This is a genomic window from Streptomyces coerulescens, from assembly GCF_042657965.1.
Classification (GTDB): Bacteria; Actinomycetota; Actinomycetes; order Streptomycetales; family Streptomycetaceae; genus Streptomyces; species Streptomyces coerulescens.
Genome location: NZ_JBHSKM010000002.1, coordinates 874210 through 889359, shown reverse-complemented (window position 1 = coordinate 889359; position 15150 = coordinate 874210). Strand labels below are relative to the sequence as shown.

Genomic DNA, 15150 nt, shown 5'->3' with positions numbered 1-15150 from the left:
GTGGCACTTCCGTGCTGGTGGCAGCGGAAAACACTTTCCGCTTGGTGGAGCCTAGAAGTGAGGGAAACTGGGCGTCAACAGTTTGTTGAAGTTGTTTGCAGCGTTGATTCCGGACGGCGCCCCGCCTGGGCGCGACAGGACAGGTGTCAGCGGGGCGCCGCCCGGAAGTCTTGGTGTGGGTCCTGGGTCAGACCTGGGCGCCGGACAGGCGCTCCACGGCCCGCAGCAGGGCCGAGTGGTCCAGGCCGCCGTCGCCCTGGGCGCGCAGGGACGCCACCAGCTGGGCGACCACGGCGCCGACGGGCAGGGCGGCGCCGACGTTGCGGGCGGCGTCGGTGACGATGCCCATGTCCTTGTGGTGCAGGTCGATCCGGAAGCCCGGCTTGAAGTCGCGGCTGAGGAAATTGTCCTTCTTCCGCGTCAGCACGGTCGAGCCGGCCAGGCCGCCGTTGAGGACGTCCAGGGCGGCCTGGAGGTCCACGCCGGACTTCTCCAGGAAGACCACGGCCTCGGCGCACGCCTGGATGTTCACGGCGACGATCAGCTGGTTGGCGGCCTTCACGGTCTGACCCGAGCCGTGCGGACCGCACAGCACGATGGTCTTGCCCAGGGCGTCGAAGATCGGCTTGGCCTGGTCGAAGTCGGCCCGCTCACCGCCGACCATGATCGACAGTACGGCCTCGATGGCGCCGGCCTCACCGCCGGACACGGGGGCGTCCAGCACCCGGATGCCCTTGTCCTTGGCGGCCTTCGCCAGGTCGACCGAGGTCTGCGGGGTGATCGAGGACATGTCGATCAGCAGGGCGCCGGACCTGGCGTTCTCCAGGATGCCGTCGGGGCCGTAGGAGATGGCCTCGACCTGCGGGGACGCCGGGACCATCGTAATGACGACGTCGGCGTCCTTCACGGCCTCGGCGATCGAGGCGGCGGCGGTGCCGCCGGCCGCGGCGAGACGGTCCAGCTTGTCCTGCTCCAGCGTGAAGCCGGTGACCTGGTAACCCGCCTTGATCAGGTTCTCGGACATGGGGGAGCCCATGATGCCGAGGCCGATCCAGGCGATCTTGGGAAGGTTGCTCATGATGGGGTGCCTTTCGGTAACGGGGTCAGCGGGTCAGCCAGTCGAAGGCCTCGGCGCTCGGGCGGTCGCCCGGCTTGTACTCGAGGCCGACCCAGCCGTCGTAGCCCGCCTTCTTCAGCTGGTCGAGGAGGTCTTCGAGGGGGAGCGAGCCGGTGCCCGGGGCGCCGCGGCCCGGGTTGTCGGCGATCTGGACGTGGCCGGTCTTCGCCGCGTACTGCTCGATCACCGCCGGCAGGTCCTCGCCGTTCATGGACAGGTGGTAGAGGTCCATGAGGAACTTCGCGTTGCCCAGCCCGGTCGCCTCGTTGACCTGGTCCACGATCCCGACCGCGGCCGGCGCGCTCACCAGCGGGTACAGCGGCGACTCGGGCTTGTTCAGGGCCTCGATCAGCAGGATCGCGCCGATGCGGTCGGCGGCCCGGGCCGCAAGGGTGAGGTTCTCCAGCGCGAGCGCGTCCTGCTCGGCCGGGTCCACCCCCTCGACGCGGTTGCCGTACAGGGCGTTGAGGGCCGTGCAGCCCAGCGAGGCCGCGAAGTCGGCCGCCACGTCGATGTTGGCGCGGAACCTCTCCGACTCCTCGCCCGGCACGGACAGGGCGCCGCGGTCGGGGCCCGGCAGCCGGCCGGCGTAGAAGTTCAGGCCCGTGAGCTGGACGCCCGCGTCCTCGATCGCCTTCTTCAGGGCGTCGAGCTCGGACTGCTCGGGGGTGGGGGAGTCGACCCAGGGCCACCACAGCTCGACCGCCGTGAAGCCCGCCGCGGCGGCGGCCGCGGGGCGCTCCAGGAGCGGGAGTTCCGTGAAGAGGATCGACAGGTTGACGTTGAAGCGCTGCTCTGCGAATCCCATGGGGGTCGGCGCTCCCTTCCGTGTCGAGATTCCGTATTGCGGAAGTTCGTTTCTGCTTAATGGAAGATTGCCGTCGTGTGCCGTGCCTTGTCAAGAGGAGTCCGCCGCAAACCCCGAACGGGACCGCGCTGACCTGCTGTGACTTCCCCCACCCGCCCTTGCCGCGGCGCGGAAGGCTTACCTACGTTCGATTACATGTCCTCCCAGCGCCCCGCTCCGTTCGAGTTCGACGTCGACCTGAGCGCGCACGAAATGCTCCGGCGGGCCCACGTCCTGGACGCCCTCGGCCCGGACTGGGACCCCGTCGCCGCCCTGCGTGGCGAGGAGGAGGCGTACGAGCTGCTGTACTCCGGCCTCGACGCGGACCAGCAGCGCGTCCACGACGAGCTGGTCTCGGCCGGTGTGCTCCCGCCGCGAGGAGGCGGGCATGCTGCCCCGTGACCCGCAGGCGGACATCGGACGCCGCGCCTGGGTGGCCTGCCCGAACTGCGACGACCACCGCGGCTGCGGCGACTGCGAACAGCGGCGCACCTGCTCCCGGCACTGGCGCTATCTGCTCTCCAGCACCGGCAGCCTGCTGCACCTCCAGTGCCGTTCGTGCACGCACGTCTGGACCCACGAGACCGGGTTCGGCGCCACACGCTCCCTCTGGCAGCGCATGACCCGCGCCTGGTGACACCGGCCGGTATCCCGACCCGCGCGTTCGGACGACCCCACCGTCTGTCATTCGGATGACCCCACCGTCTGTCACCGCGGACCACGGGCCGGCGTGACCGAGGATCGCCGTCGGCGGTCACCCCCGGCCGCCGGTCGTCCGCCCGGAGGCAGCCGTGCAGATCCTGCTCGTCGCCAGCGCGTTCAACAGCCTCACCCAGCGCGTCCACGCCGAGCTGCGCGACCGCGGCCACAACGTCGCCGTGGAACTCGCCCTGCCGGACCGCTCCCTCACGGATGCCGTACGGCGCCACGCGCCGCAGCTCGTCGTGGCGCCGATGCTGAAGACGGCGATCCCCGAGGAGGTGTGGGCGGCACACACCTGCCTGATCGTCCACCCCGGGCCACTCGGCGACCGCGGGCCGTCCTCCCTGGACTGGGCGATCCACGAGGGCGCCGAACGCTGGGGCGTCACGGTCCTGCAGGCCACCGCGGAGATGGACGCGGGCGACGTGTGGGCCTCCGTGCCGTGCCGGATGCCTCCGGTGGCCAAGAGCGATCTCTACCGGGGCGAGGTCGCCGACGCCGCGCTCACCGCCGTACACCTCGCCGTGGAGCGCTTCGCCGGCGGCACCCATGTGCCCGCCGCACAGGACGAGACCGGTGCGGCGGGCGCTCCCGTGCGGGTCCGGCCGTACCTGGACCAGAGCGTCCGGCGCATCGACTGGGCCGCCGACTCCACGGCGGCCGTCGTCCGCAAGCTGCGCGCGGCCGACTCGCAGCCCGGTGTGCTGGACGTGCTGCTCGGCGGTGAGTGGTACCTGCACGGGGGCCATCCCGAGAGCGTCCTGCGGGGTCGCCCCGGCGAGCTGCTGGCCACCCGCGCCGGAGCGATCTGCCGGGCCACCACCGACGGCGCCGTGTGGATCCCGGAACTGCGGCCCCGTCGCCTGCCCGGCGGGCCGCCCACGTTCAAGCTCCCCGCCGTGCGGGCCCTGGGCGACCGGCTGCCGCCCCTGCCCGACTTCCCCCCGCCCGTGCTGCCCGACGCGCACGAGGGCACCTGGACGGACATCCGCTACCGGGAGGACGGCGGCGTCGGCTTCCTGACGTTCTCCTTCCCGGGCGGCGCCATGAACACCGAGCAGTGCCGGCGCCTCCAGCACGCCTACCGCGAGGCGTGCACCCGGCCCACCTCGGTCCTTGTGCTGGGCGGGGAGCGGGACTTCTTCTCCAACGGGATCCACCTCGGCGTCATCGAGGCCGCCGCCGACCCCGCCGCGGAGTCCTGGGCGAACATCAACGCCATCGACGACCTCGTGGAGGCGGTCCTGACCACCACGGACCGGCTCGTCGTCGCGGCCGTCGCGGGCAACGCAGCCGCGGGCGGGGCGATGCTCGCCCTGGCGGCCGACGAAGTGTGGTGCCGCAACGGCAGCGTGCTGAACCCGCACTACCGCCTGATGGGTCTGTACGGCTCGGAGTACTGGACCTGCACACTGCCCCGCAGGGTGGGCCCGGCCCTGGCCGAACGGCTCATGCGCGAGGCGCTGCCCGTGAGTGCGGCGAGCGCCCTGAGCCTCGGACTCGCCGACCGGGTGATCGACTGCGGTCCCGGCGACTTCGCCCGGGAGACCGCCGCACTGGCCGCGCGTCTCGCGGCACTGCCGGCGACGGCCTCCAGGATCGCCGCCAAGAAGGCGGAGCTGGAACGGCGCGAGGCCACCACTCCGCTCGCCGCCTTCCGCGAACGGGAGCTGGCCCGAATGCGGCGGACCTTCGACGACCCGGACGCCCCGTACCACGCCCTGCGCCGCGCGTTCGTCCACAAACGCCGGCCCCGCCGCACCCCACCGCACCTCGTCTCGCCCCCGGTTGCGTGAAGCGGCCCCGCCGCCTGCGCCATCGGCGTCACGCGAATGGCCCACGGTGTGTTTCACCCCGGCCGAACCGCTGATACCAAGAATCCGAGGGCCCGAAATGCGGGCCTTCATCCCTTACCTCCCTTGGAGGCGGTCCCATGACTGAGGCGACGCCGGACACGGTCGGCGCTCACACCACCGGCGCGCCCGCCGACGAGACACCCACGATCCATGTCCTGTGGATCAACGCGGGCCTGAGCTGCGACGGCGACTCGGTCGCGCTGACGGCGGCCATGCAGCCGAGCATCGAGGAGATCGTCCTCGGCGCGCTGCCGGGGCTGCCGAAGATCCAGGTGCACTGGCCGCTCATCGACTTCGAATGTGGTCCGGTCGGCGGCGCGGACACGTTCATCGAGTGGTTCTTCAAGGGCGAGCGCGGCGAGATCGACCCGTTCGTGCTGGTCGTCGAGGGGTCCATCCCCAACGAGGCGATCAAGCCCGAGGGCTACTGGTGCGGCTTCGGCGACAACCCGGAGACCGGGCAGCCGATCACCACCAGCGAGTGGATCGACCGGCTCGCGCCGAAGGCCCTGGCCGTGGTCGCCATCGGCACCTGTGCCACGTACGGCGGCATCCACGCGATGGCCGGCAACCCGACCGGCGCCATGGGGGTCCCGGACTATCTCGGCTGGGACTGGAAGTCCCAGGCCGGCATCCCCATCGTGTGTGTCCCCGGCTGCCCGATCCAGCCCGACAACTTCGCCGAGACGCTGACCTATCTGCTCTACCAGGCGACCGGCGCCGCCCCGATGATCCCGCTGGACGACAAACTGCGCCCGACCTGGCTGTTCGGTGCCACCGTGCACGAGGGCTGCGACCGGGCCGGCTACTACGAGCAGGGCCAGTTCGCGGAGTCGTACGACTCACCCAAGTGCCTGGTCAAGGTGGGCTGTTGGGGCCCGGTGGTGAAGTGCAACGTGCCCAAGCGCGGCTGGATGAACGGCATCGGCGGCTGCCCGAACGTCGGCGGCATCTGCATCGCCTGCACCATGCCGGGCTTCCCCGACAAGTTCATGCCGTTCATGGACGAACCCCCCGGCGCCAGGCTGTCCGTCTCCGGCAGTTCCGTCTACGGCTCCGTCATCCGCAGACTGCGGACGATCACGGGACGCACCTTGGACAAGGAGCCCAAGTGGCGCCGTACCGGACAGAAGATCACCACCGGATACCGGCCCCCCTGGTGACGCCCCGCCACCCGTGATCCGCCCCTGCTTCGTGCACCCCCGAACACCCACCCGAACCTCCCGCGCAACGAAGGGCACGGCAAACGACGATGGCAGCGAAGACGAAGGCGGCCGGCGACGGCAGCGGCCTGGTGGAGATGTCCTGGGATCCCATCACCCGGATCGTGGGCAGCCTGGGCATCCACACGAAGATCGACTTCAAGCAGAAGCGGGTCGCCGAGTGCTACAGCACCTCGTCGGTCTTCCGCGGCTACAGCGTCTTCATGCGCGGCAAGGACCCCCGCGACGCCCACTTCATCACCAGCCGCATCTGCGGGATCTGCGGCGACAACCACGCCACCTGCTCGGTGTACACGCAGAACATGGCGTACGGCGTGAAGCCCCCGCACCTCGGTGAGTGGATCATCAACCTCGGCGAGTCCGCGGAGTACATGTTCGACCACAACATCTTCCAGGAGAACCTGGTCGGGGTCGACTACTGCGAGAAGATGGTCAAGGAGACCAACCCGGGCGTCCTCGAACTCGCCGAGCGCACCGAGGCCCCGCACGCCGCCGAGCACGGCTACCGCACCATCGCCGACATCATGCGTTCGCTGAACCCGCTGGAGGGCGAGTTCTACCGCGAGGCCCTCCAGGTCAGCCGCTACACGCGCGAGATGTTCTGCCTGATGGAGGGCCGCCATGTGCACCCCTCCACGCTCTACCCGGGCGGCGTCGGCACGGTCGCCTCCGTGCAGCTCTTCACCGACTACATGAGCCGCCTGATGCGGTACGTGGAGTTCATGAAGCGGGTCGTGCCCCTGCACGACGACCTGTTCGACTTCTTCTACGAGGCCCTCCCCGGCTACGAGGAGGTCGGCCGCCGCCGCGTCCTGCTCGGCTGCTGGGGCGCGCTCAACGACCCCGAGTACTGCGACTTCACCTACGCCAACATGACGGACTGGGGCCGGCGGATGTTCGTCACGCCCGGCGTCATCGTCGACGGCAAACTCGTCACCAACGACCTCACCCAGATCAACCTCGGCATCCGGATCCTGCTCGGCAGCTCCTACTACGAGGACTGGGAGGGCCAGGAGCAGTTCGTCACCCACGACCCGCTCGGCAACCCGGTCGACCCGCGCCACCCCTGGAACCAGCACACCATCCCCGCCCCGCAGAAGCGCGACTTCGACGACAAGTACAGCTGGGTGATGTCTCCGCGCTGGTGGGACGGCAAGGACCACCTCGCCCTGGACACCGGCGGAGGCCCCATCGCCCGTCTGTGGTCCACCGCCCTGTCCGGACTCGTCGACATCGGGTACGTCAAGGCCACCGGCAACAGCGTGGTCATCAACCTGCCGCGCACCATGACCAAGCCGGAGACCACCTTCGAGTGGAAGATCCCGCAGTGGTCCAACGCGCTGGAACGCAACCGCGCCCGCACCTACTTCCAGGCGTACGCCGCCGCCGTCGCCCTGCACTGCGCCGAGAAGGGCCTCGAGGAGGTCCGCGCCGGACGCACCCAGACCTGGGAGAAGTTCGAGGTCCCGGACCAGGCCGTCGGCTGCGGCTTCACCGAGGCCGTCCGCGGCGTCCTCTCCCACCACATGGTGATCCGCGAAGGCAAGATCGCCAACTACCACCCGTACCCGCCCACCCCGTGGAACGCCAGCGTCCGCGACAGCTACGGCACCCCCGGCCCGTACGAGGACGCCGTACAGAACACCCCGATCTTCGAGGAGAACCCCCCGGAGAACTTCAAGGGCATCGACATCATGCGCACCGTCCGCAGCTTCGACCCCTGTCTGCCCTGCGGCGTCCACATGTACGTCGGCGGCGGCAGGACCGTGAAGAGCCTGCACGTCCCCACCGGCCTGAGCGGGCTGGGCGGATGAGCGCGACGACCACGGCGCGGCCGGCGAGCGCGGAGGAGACCGGCCGCCGTATCGAGGAGATCCTCGACCGGCTGAGCGCGAGCGGCGAGCCGGCGAACGTCGCCGCGGCCGAGGAACTCGTCCGGTGCCTCATGGACTTCTACGGCAACGGACTGGCCCGCGTCCTGCACCTGCTGTCGGCCGCCCCCGGCGAACCGCTGCCGCGGCTCCTCGGCGACGAACTCGTCGCGAGCCTGCTGGTCCTGCACGACCTGCACCCCGAGGACCGGGACACCCGCATCGGCCGAGCCCTCGACAGCGTGCGCCGGCACGACCTGGAGGTGGCGGGCTTCGACGAGGAAACGGGCACCCTGCGGCTGCGGTCGGCCGCGAGCGGCGGCTGCGGCTGTGGCTCCGGCTCCGGCGCCCGGGAGGCCGCCGAGACGGCGCTCGCCTGCTTCGCGCCGGAGGTCACGGTCGTCGAGGTGGAGCCGGCGCCCACCCTTCTGCAGATCGGGACGAAGGCCCGGTGACCGCGGCCACGGTCGGCCTGCGGCGGTTTTTGACCGAGCGTCCGCCGCAGCCCGAGCGGTGCGAGCTGTGCGCGGTCGTGGTGCCCGAGGACCACCGCCACCTGGTCGACACCGAACAGCGCGCCCTCGTCTGCGCGTGCACCGCCTGCGCGCTGCTCATGCAGCAACCGGGCGCCGCCGCGGGCCGCTTCCGCGCGGTCCCGGCCCGCTACCTCACCGACCCCGGGCACCGCCTCGACGAGCGGGCGTGGGAGGCGCTGCGGATCCCGGTCGGCGTCGTCTTCTTCTTCCGCAACGCAGCGCTCGACCGGCTGGTCGCCCTGTATCCCAGCCCGGCCGGCGCCACCGAGAGCGAACTCGAACCGGCCGCCTTCGACGAGGTTCTCGGCAGCAGCCGGCTCGCCGCCCTCCTCGAACCCGACGTGGAGGCGCTGCTGCTGCGCCGCCACGGCGACACCTTCGAGTGCCACCTCGTTCCGATCGACGTCTGCTACGAACTCGTCGGCCGGATGCGGTTGTTGTGGCAGGGATTTGATGGTGGGGCGGAGGCGCGGCGCGCGCTGGACGCGTTCTTCGAGGACGTCCGCACTCGTGTACGGCCCCTGAACGAGGCGGAGCGCACGTGACCGAGTTCTCGTTCTCCTGTGTCGGTGTGCGGGCCGACCGCTACGCCGCCGGTCCCACCCTCGTCTTCCGGCTGAGGGTCACCGCCTCCGGTGACACCCCCGTGCACGCCATCGCCCTGCGCTGCCAGATCCGTATCGAGCCCGCCCGCCGCGGGTACGCGGCCACCGAGGCCGACGGGCTCACCGACCTGTTCGGGGAGCGCGGCCGCTGGGGCAGCACGCTTCAGCCGGTGCAGTTCGCGCAGGTCCCGCTGATGGTCTCCGCGTTCACCGGCGAGACCGAGACCGACCTCGTCGTGCCCTGTACCTACGACATGGACATCGCCGCGACCCGCTACCTCGACGCCCTCACCGACGGCGAGGTCCCGCTGCTGATGCTGTTCTCCGGGACCGCGTTCACCGGCACCGGGGGCTTCCGGGTGGAGCCCGTCCCGTGGGACCGCGAGGCGTCCTTCAGGATGCCGGTCGCCACCTGGCGGGAGATGGTCGAGCAGCACTTCCCCGGCTGCGGCTGGATCCGGCTGCCCGGCGACACCATGGACGCCCTCCTCGCCTACCGCTCCCGGCACGCGCTGCCCTCCTGGGAGGCGACGCTCAAAGCGCTGCTCGCCGACGTCGGCCCGCCGGCGAACGATCCGCTGCGCGCCCTCACCGGCACCACCGGAAGGACCCGGACGTGACCGCCCCCGCGTTCGCCCCCGAGACCGAGGAGCGCCTCGCCCTCGCCCGGCAGGTGGCCGACGCCGTGCTCTTCGAGGGCTATGTGCTCTACCCGTACCGTGCCTCGGCGGCCAAGAACCGGCTGCGCTGGCAGTTCGGCGTCCTGGTGCCGCCCGCCTGGGGCGCCGAGTGCGAGGAGCACGACTTCCAGCACACCGAGTGCCTGATGGAGCCGAGAGCGGACGCGACCCTCGCGGTCGAGGTCCGCTTCCTGCACGCCCGCCGCCGCACCGTGCAACGCGTCCTGCCCGACGGCGGCTTCGAGACCGTACCCGAACTCCACCTCGACGACCGGGTGCTGGTGCCCTGGGACGAAGGGGCCGAGGAACGCGTCGAGCTCGTCGCCCCCGTCGGGCAACTGACCGGCGACGGCATCGAGTTCCCCTTCCGTAAGCCCGCCGTCGAGGAGACCGAGCCCGTCCTGGACGCGGCGGGCCGGACCGTCGGCCGGCTGGTCCGGCGCAGCGCCGAGGTCACCGGGGTCGTACGGCTCTCCGCGAGCGAACTCGACGGGCCCTACCGGGTCTCGCGGCTCACCGCCGTCGTAGAGAACACCACACCCTGGACGCCGCCGGAGGGCCACGCCGCCGACCGGGACGCGGCGCTGCCGCACTCCCTCGTGGCCACGCACCTCCTCATGGCCCTGAGCGCCGGCTCGTTCCTGTCGATGACCGATCCCCCCGAGTGGGCCAAGGGCGCGGTCGCCTCCTGCCGCAATCTGCACACCTGGCCCGTGCTCGCCGGTGAACCCGGCCGCGCGGACCTCGTGCTGTCCTCGCCGATCATCCTGGAGGACCACCCGGCCATCGCCCCCGAGAGCCTGGGCGCCCTCTACGACGCCACCGAGATCGACGAGATCCTCGCCCTGCGCACCGCCGCCCTCACCGACGCGGAGAAACGCGAGGCCCGCGGCACCGACGCGCGCGCCGCCGCCGTCATCGACCTCGCGGACTCCATGCCGGCCGAGGTGCTGGAACGCCTGCACGGCGCGGTGCGCGGCCTGCGCGAGATCACCGGCGAGCCCGACGGCTTCCCCGACGAGTTCGGCGTGGCCCGCCCCGAGACCCCCTGGTGGGACCCGGCGAGCGACGCAGGCTTCGACCCCGAGACGGACCGGGTCATGGTCGACGGCCGGCCCGTCGGCAAGGGCAGCCGCGTCGAACTGCGCCCCGGCCTGCGGCACACCGACGCCCAGGACCTGTTCCTGCACGGCCGCACCGCGAGGGTCGAGGCGGTGCTGCACGACGTCGACGGCGCGGTGCACCTCGCGGTGACCGTCGACGGCGACCCCGGCGCCGACATCCGCCGCGAACAGGGCCGCTACCTGTACTTCCAGCCCGACGAGGTGGTCGTGGCGGAGGAGGCCCGATGACGCGCACGCTCGTGGCCGGCATCGGCAACATCTTCCTCGGCGACGACGGCTTCGGCGTGGAGACCGCACGCCGGCTCACCGCACGGCAACTGCCGCCCCACGTCGAGGTCGTGGACGTAGGAGTCCGCGGGGTGCACCTCGCCTACCAGCTCCTGGACGGCTACGACACCCTCGTCCTCGTCGACGCCACCGCACGCGGCGAGGCCCCCGGCACGCTGTACGTCATCGAGCACGACGGGCCCTCGGGCGCCGGTGACACCGTCCCGGCGATCGACGGCCACCGCATGACGCCCGACACCGTCCTGGCGCTGCTGGACACCCTCTGCGCCGGCACCGGCGGACAGCCACCCCGGCGCGTCCTGGTCGTCGGCTGCGAACCGGCCAACACCGACGAGGGCATCGGTCTCAGCCCGCAGGTGTCCGGCGCAGTACCCCGGGCCGTGCGCCTGATCGAAGAGTTGCTGGAAGGCGGGACGCCGGCCCCCGTACGGGCCTCGACCGCCGAAGCCGCCACAGGAGGAGAGACGGGATGAAGAAGTTCCTCGCTGCCGGGGCCGCCGGCGCCGCGCTGGCCGCCGCGGCCGCCGTCGCCACCCAGGTGCTGCCCGACATCCGGCGCTACCTCAGGATCCGCCGGATGTGAACCCCCGCCCGCCGGGTGCGCCGCCTTGCGTCGAACGGCGTACCCGGCGCCCGGCCACGGCGTGCCTGGCCCCCGCGCCCGGAGCGCTCGCCTCTAATGAAGGCCGGCCCCTGGAGGACGAGGACCCATGCACGAGATGTCCGTCGCGCTGGCCGTGATCGACCAGGTGGAAACGGCCGCCGCACAGACCCGGGACGTCACCGCGGTGCGCGCGGTGCGGCTGCGCGTGGGCGAACTGGCCGGTGTCGTACCCGACTCCCTCGCCTTCTGCTTCGAACTCGCCTGCGCCGGAACCCTGCTGGAAGGCGCCGAACTCGTCACCGAACCGGTGCCCGGCCGGGCCCGCTGCACGCCCTGCGCGCACGAGTGGGCCGTCGGCATGCCGCCCCGGCTGACCTGCCCCGAGTGCGGTGGCGCCGAGGTCGAGCTGCTCGCGGGGCGGGAGCTCCAGATCGCCGAGGTGCGGTGGGTGGACGGTGATCCGCCGCACCCGGACGCACGCGAACCGATCCCCGAGGAGTGCTGAACCATGTGCCGTGTCGTCGACCTGCAACAGGCCGTGCTCGCGAAGAACGACGCGAGCGCCCACCTGCTGCGCATGCACCTGGAGTCCCGGGGCACCACCGTCGTCAACCTGCTGTCCAGCCCCGGCAGCGGCAAGACCGCGCTGCTGGAGCGCGAACTGCTGCTGGCCCGGGAGCGGTCCGTGGCCGTCGCGGCGCTCACCGCCGACCTCGCCACCGACAACGACGCCGAACGCCTCGCGCGGTCCGGCGTCCCGGTCAAGCAGGTGCTCACCGACGGGCTGTGCCATCTGGAGGCGGCGATGCTCGCCGGGCACCTGGACGGCTGGCTGCCCGACGGCACCCGGCTGCTGTTCGTGGAGAACGTCGGCAACCTGGTCTGCCCCGCCTCCTACGACCTGGGGGAGACCCTGAGGGTCGTGCTCGCCTCCGTGACCGAGGGCGAGGACAAGCCGCTGAAGTACCCGACCGCCTTCGGCCTGGCCCAGCTGGTCGTGGTCACCAAGACCGACATCGCCGAGGCGGTGGAGTTCGACGAGGGCGCGTTCCGCGCGAACGTGCAGCGTGTCAACCCGGGCGTGGAGGTGGTCCTGACCTCGGCCCGCAGGGACCGGGGCGTCGGCACGCTCCTGGACCGGGCGCTCGCAGCGGCGGAGGGCGCGCCCCTGCACGCACCGGTCATGGCCCGCCGCCCCGAAGGGGACCACTCCCACTCTCACGCCCACTCCCACACGCACGCGGCGGACACCGCGGCCGTGGCCCCGACGCACTCGTGAGCGCCCCGCCGCGGCCGGCCGCCGTCGCCCAGGACCCGCCGCACCGGCGGCGGGTGGTCGTCCGGGGCGTGGTGCAGGGCGTGGGCTTCCGGCCGTACGTCTACGGCCTCGCCACCGAACTCGCCCTGGTCGGGCATGTGACCAACACACCGGAGGGCGTGGTCGCCGAGGTGGAGGGCAGTGTCACGGCCGTGGCCCGCTTCTGCGACCGGATCGCCGTCCAGGCGCCGCCGCTGGCCCGGGTGGAGTCCGTCGACCACCAGGAACTGCCCGTCGTCGGGGGCGAGGCGTTCACGATCCTCGCCTCCCGCACCGGCGGCCCGGCCCGCACCCTGGTCTCCCCGGACACCGCCACCTGCGCCGCCTGTCTCGCCGAACTGGCGGATCCGGCCGACCGGCGGCACCGCCACCCCTTCGTCAACTGCACCCACTGCGGGCCGCGCTTCACGATCGTCACCGGTGTCCCGTACGACCGCGCGAACACCACGATGGCCGGCTTCCCGATGTGCCCCGACTGCGCCCGCGAGTACGGCGATCCGACCGACCGACGCTTCCACGCACAACCGGTGGCCTGCCCGTCCTGCGGGCCGCGACTGCGGCTGATCGTGCCGGGGGCCGAGCGCACATCCACTGTCGTGTCCGGCCCGGTCACCGAGCGCACCGCAGGGGCCGATCCGGTCGCCCGGGCCCGCGTGCTGCTCGCGCGTGGTGCGATTCTCGCCGTGAAGGGGCTCGGTGGTTACCACCTGGCCTGTGACGCCACGAACCCCGACGCCGTCGCCCTGTTGCGCCGTCGCAAGGCGCGGGGCGACAAGCCCTTCGCCGTCATGGCGAGAAGCGCGGGCGACATCGAGCACCTCGTCCGGCTGGGTCCGCGGGAACGCAGGCTGCTGGAAGGCCCCGTCAGGCCGGTCGTGCTGCTGCGGCGCCGCCCGGATCCGTCGTACACGCAGGGGGCGCCACGACCCGCCGAGGCGGTCGCGCCCGGCAGTCCCGACCTCGGCGTGATGCTTCCGTACACACCGGTGCACCATCTCCTGCTCGGTCCGCCCGGCGACCAGGACGGCCCCCGGCTGCTCGTCATGACCAGCGGCAACGTCTCGGGCGAGCCGATCGTCATCGACGACGCCGAGGCCCTGGAGCGGCTCGCGCACCTCGCCGACGGCTGGCTGACGCACGACCGGCCGATCCATGTGCCGTGCGACGACTCCGTGGTCCGTGTCTGCGACGACGAGCCGCTGGTGCTCCGGCGCTCCCGCGGTTACGCCCCGCTGCCGCTCACCCTCCCGCTGCCGGTCCGCCCCGCCCTCGCCACCGGCGGAGACCTCAAGAACGCCTTCTGCCTCGGCGAGGGACGGCAGGCCTGGCTCTCCGCCCACATCGGCGACATGGACGACCTCGCGACGCAGGGCGCCTTCGAACGCGCCGTCGAGCAGCTGGAGTCCATCACCGGAGTACGGCCGCGGAGCCTGGCCTGCGACCGGCATCCCGGCTACCGCTCCGCCCGCTGGGCCGACCGGAACGCGGCGGGCCGGGCCGTCGTACGCGTCCAGCACCATCACGCCCACATCGCCGCCGCGATGGCCGAGCACGGTCTTGACGGCACCCGGCCGGTGATCGGCGTCGCCTTCGACGGTACCGGCCACGGCGACGACGGCGCGGTGTGGGGCGGGGAGTTCCTGCTCGCGGACTACGCCGACTTCACGCGCTTCGGGCATCTGGCGTACGTCCCGCTGCCCGGCGGTGACACGGCCGTGCGCAGGCCGTACCGCATGGCGCTGGCCCAACTGCGCGCGGCCGGCCTCGACTGGTCCGGCGACCTGCCCTGCACCACCGCCTGCCCGCCCGACGAACTGCGCCTGCTCCAGCGGCAGTTGGAGCGGAACCTGAACTGTGTCCCGACCTCCAGCATGGGCCGGCTCTTCGACGCCGTGTCCTCGCTCGCCGGTGTCTGCCACCGCGCCGGCTACGAGGCGCAGGCCGCGGTCGAGCTGGAGGCCGCCGCGCTGGCCGCGCCCGCCGGTGACACCACCGCTTACGCCTTCGCGCTGAGCGACGGCAGGACTGTGCGGGCCGGTGCCGCGCCCGTCGTCGCGGCGATCGTCCGCGACCTGCGGGCGGGCGCCGGGGCGGCCACGGTCGCGGCCCGTTTCCACCGTGGCGTGGCGGCGCTGGTGCACACCATGTGCCGGCGGGCCCGGGAGCGGCACGGGCTGGACACGGTGGCTCTGACCGGCGGCGTGTTCGCCAACACGCCGCTGTCCTCGGCCTGCGCGGCCGCCCTGCGCGAGGACGGCTTCACGGTGCTGCGGCACCACCTGGTGCCACCGGGCGACGGCGGCCTGGCGCTGGGCCAGCTGATGGTGGCCGCCCGCACGACGACCGACGACTGAATGACACCCGACCCCACAGGAGAGG

General features: G+C 72.2%; 16 protein-coding genes. 14 read left to right on the top strand and 2 right to left on the bottom strand.

Features of this window, described 5'->3' with window-relative positions; genetic code table 11:
* Nucleotides 1-187: 187 nt before the first annotated feature.
* Complete coding sequence (locus ACFPQ9_RS05495) at nt 188-1078, bottom strand: 2-hydroxy-3-oxopropionate reductase (protein WP_380847364.1); 891 nt, start codon at nt 1076-1078, stop codon at nt 188-190.
* Nucleotides 1079-1103: 25 nt separating this feature from the next.
* Nucleotides 1104-1925 carry a TIM barrel protein gene (locus ACFPQ9_RS05490; protein ID WP_380847361.1) on the bottom strand — a complete coding sequence of 274 codons (822 nt, stop codon included), beginning with the start codon at nt 1923-1925 and terminating at the stop codon, nt 1104-1106.
* A gap of 195 nt (nt 1926-2120) precedes the next feature.
* Here ACFPQ9_RS05490 and ACFPQ9_RS05485 point away from each other — a divergent pair, with 195 nt between their 5' ends.
* From ACFPQ9_RS05485 to hypF, 14 genes are all read left to right on the top strand, one after another.
* Nucleotides 2121-2366, top strand: coding sequence for a DUF6400 family protein (locus ACFPQ9_RS05485; RefSeq protein ID WP_380847358.1), 246 nt, complete (start codon nt 2121-2123; stop codon nt 2364-2366).
* Entirely contained in the window at nt 2353-2601 is a 249-nt protein-coding gene (locus ACFPQ9_RS05480; protein WP_380847355.1) for a hypothetical protein, read from the top strand. Before ACFPQ9_RS05485 ends, ACFPQ9_RS05480 begins: the two co-directional genes overlap by 14 nt.
* A 154-nt stretch (nt 2602-2755) precedes the next feature.
* The gene (locus tag ACFPQ9_RS05475) at nt 2756-4462 is read left to right on the top strand and encodes an enoyl-CoA hydratase-related protein (protein WP_380847352.1); all 1707 of its coding nucleotides are present in this window, start codon (nt 2756-2758) and stop codon (nt 4460-4462) included.
* Between the two features lie 137 nt (nt 4463-4599).
* On the top strand, nt 4600-5685 hold the full coding sequence (locus tag ACFPQ9_RS05470; protein ID WP_380847349.1) for an NADH-quinone oxidoreductase subunit B family protein: 1086 nt from the start codon (nt 4600-4602) through the stop codon (nt 5683-5685).
* An 89-nt stretch (nt 5686-5774) separates the two neighbouring features.
* Nucleotides 5775-7559, top strand: a complete 1785-nt coding sequence (locus tag ACFPQ9_RS05465) for a nickel-dependent hydrogenase large subunit (protein ID WP_380847346.1) — start codon at nt 5775-5777, stop codon at nt 7557-7559.
* The gene (locus ACFPQ9_RS05460) at nt 7556-8071 is read left to right on the top strand and encodes a hypothetical protein (protein WP_380847343.1); all 516 of its coding nucleotides are present in this window, start codon (nt 7556-7558) and stop codon (nt 8069-8071) included. The genes ACFPQ9_RS05465 and ACFPQ9_RS05460 overlap by 4 nt, the downstream gene beginning before the upstream one ends.
* Nucleotides 8068-8697 (top strand): DUF5947 family protein, encoded by a 630-nt coding sequence (locus ACFPQ9_RS05455; RefSeq protein ID WP_380847340.1) that lies wholly within the window; start codon nt 8068-8070, stop codon nt 8695-8697. Before ACFPQ9_RS05460 ends, ACFPQ9_RS05455 begins: the two co-directional genes overlap by 4 nt.
* Nucleotides 8694-9377 carry a DUF6084 family protein gene (locus ACFPQ9_RS05450; RefSeq protein WP_380847337.1) on the top strand — a complete coding sequence of 228 codons (684 nt, stop codon included), beginning with the start codon at nt 8694-8696 and terminating at the stop codon, nt 9375-9377. The genes ACFPQ9_RS05455 and ACFPQ9_RS05450 overlap by 4 nt, the downstream gene beginning before the upstream one ends.
* Nucleotides 9374-10789: a hypothetical protein gene (locus ACFPQ9_RS05445; RefSeq protein WP_380847334.1), complete on the top strand. Its 1416-nt coding sequence runs from the start codon at nt 9374-9376 to the stop codon at nt 10787-10789. The genes ACFPQ9_RS05450 and ACFPQ9_RS05445 overlap by 4 nt, the downstream gene beginning before the upstream one ends.
* A complete protein-coding gene (locus ACFPQ9_RS05440) occupies nt 10786-11322 on the top strand; it encodes a hydrogenase maturation protease (protein WP_380847331.1) in 537 nt (178 codons plus the stop codon). The genes ACFPQ9_RS05445 and ACFPQ9_RS05440 overlap by 4 nt, the downstream gene beginning before the upstream one ends.
* On the top strand, nt 11319-11432 hold the full coding sequence (locus ACFPQ9_RS05435) for a DUF6893 family small protein (protein WP_380847328.1): 114 nt from the start codon (nt 11319-11321) through the stop codon (nt 11430-11432). Before ACFPQ9_RS05440 ends, ACFPQ9_RS05435 begins: the two co-directional genes overlap by 4 nt.
* Before the next feature lie 127 nt (nt 11433-11559).
* Nucleotides 11560-11958, top strand: a complete 399-nt coding sequence (gene hypA, locus ACFPQ9_RS05430; RefSeq protein ID WP_380847325.1) for a hydrogenase maturation nickel metallochaperone HypA — start codon at nt 11560-11562, stop codon at nt 11956-11958.
* A 3-nt stretch (nt 11959-11961) separates the two neighbouring features.
* Nucleotides 11962-12732, top strand: a complete 771-nt coding sequence (gene hypB / locus ACFPQ9_RS05425; RefSeq protein WP_380847322.1) for a hydrogenase nickel incorporation protein HypB — start codon at nt 11962-11964, stop codon at nt 12730-12732.
* The gene (gene hypF / locus ACFPQ9_RS05420) at nt 12729-15125 is read left to right on the top strand and encodes a carbamoyltransferase HypF (protein ID WP_380847319.1); all 2397 of its coding nucleotides are present in this window, start codon (nt 12729-12731) and stop codon (nt 15123-15125) included. Before hypB ends, hypF begins: the two co-directional genes overlap by 4 nt.
* Nucleotides 15126-15150: the final 25 nt, after the last annotated feature.

Excerpts from the sequence above, each read along its gene's own strand:
- ACFPQ9_RS05460 (WP_380847343.1), top strand. The coding sequence starts at position 7,556 with ATGAGCGCGACGACCACGGCGCGGCCGGCGAGCGCGGAGGAGACCGGC.
- ACFPQ9_RS05480 (WP_380847355.1), top strand. The coding sequence starts at position 2,353 with ATGCTGCCCCGTGACCCGCAGGCGGACATCGGACGCCGCGCCTGGGTG.
- ACFPQ9_RS05490 (WP_380847361.1), bottom strand. The coding sequence starts at position 1,925 with ATGGGATTCGCAGAGCAGCGCTTCAACGTCAACCTGTCGATCCTCTTC.
- ACFPQ9_RS05435 (WP_380847328.1), top strand. The coding sequence starts at position 11,319 with ATGAAGAAGTTCCTCGCTGCCGGGGCCGCCGGCGCCGCGCTGGCCGCC.
- ACFPQ9_RS05470 (WP_380847349.1), top strand. The coding sequence starts at position 4,600 with ATGACTGAGGCGACGCCGGACACGGTCGGCGCTCACACCACCGGCGCG.
- ACFPQ9_RS05440 (WP_380847331.1), top strand. The coding sequence starts at position 10,786 with ATGACGCGCACGCTCGTGGCCGGCATCGGCAACATCTTCCTCGGCGAC.
- ACFPQ9_RS05495 (WP_380847364.1), bottom strand. The coding sequence starts at position 1,078 with ATGAGCAACCTTCCCAAGATCGCCTGGATCGGCCTCGGCATCATGGGC.
- ACFPQ9_RS05485 (WP_380847358.1), top strand. The coding sequence starts at position 2,121 with ATGTCCTCCCAGCGCCCCGCTCCGTTCGAGTTCGACGTCGACCTGAGC.
- hypA (WP_380847325.1), top strand. The coding sequence starts at position 11,560 with ATGCACGAGATGTCCGTCGCGCTGGCCGTGATCGACCAGGTGGAAACG.
- hypB (WP_380847322.1), top strand. The coding sequence starts at position 11,962 with ATGTGCCGTGTCGTCGACCTGCAACAGGCCGTGCTCGCGAAGAACGAC.
- ACFPQ9_RS05465 (WP_380847346.1), top strand. The coding sequence starts at position 5,775 with ATGGCAGCGAAGACGAAGGCGGCCGGCGACGGCAGCGGCCTGGTGGAG.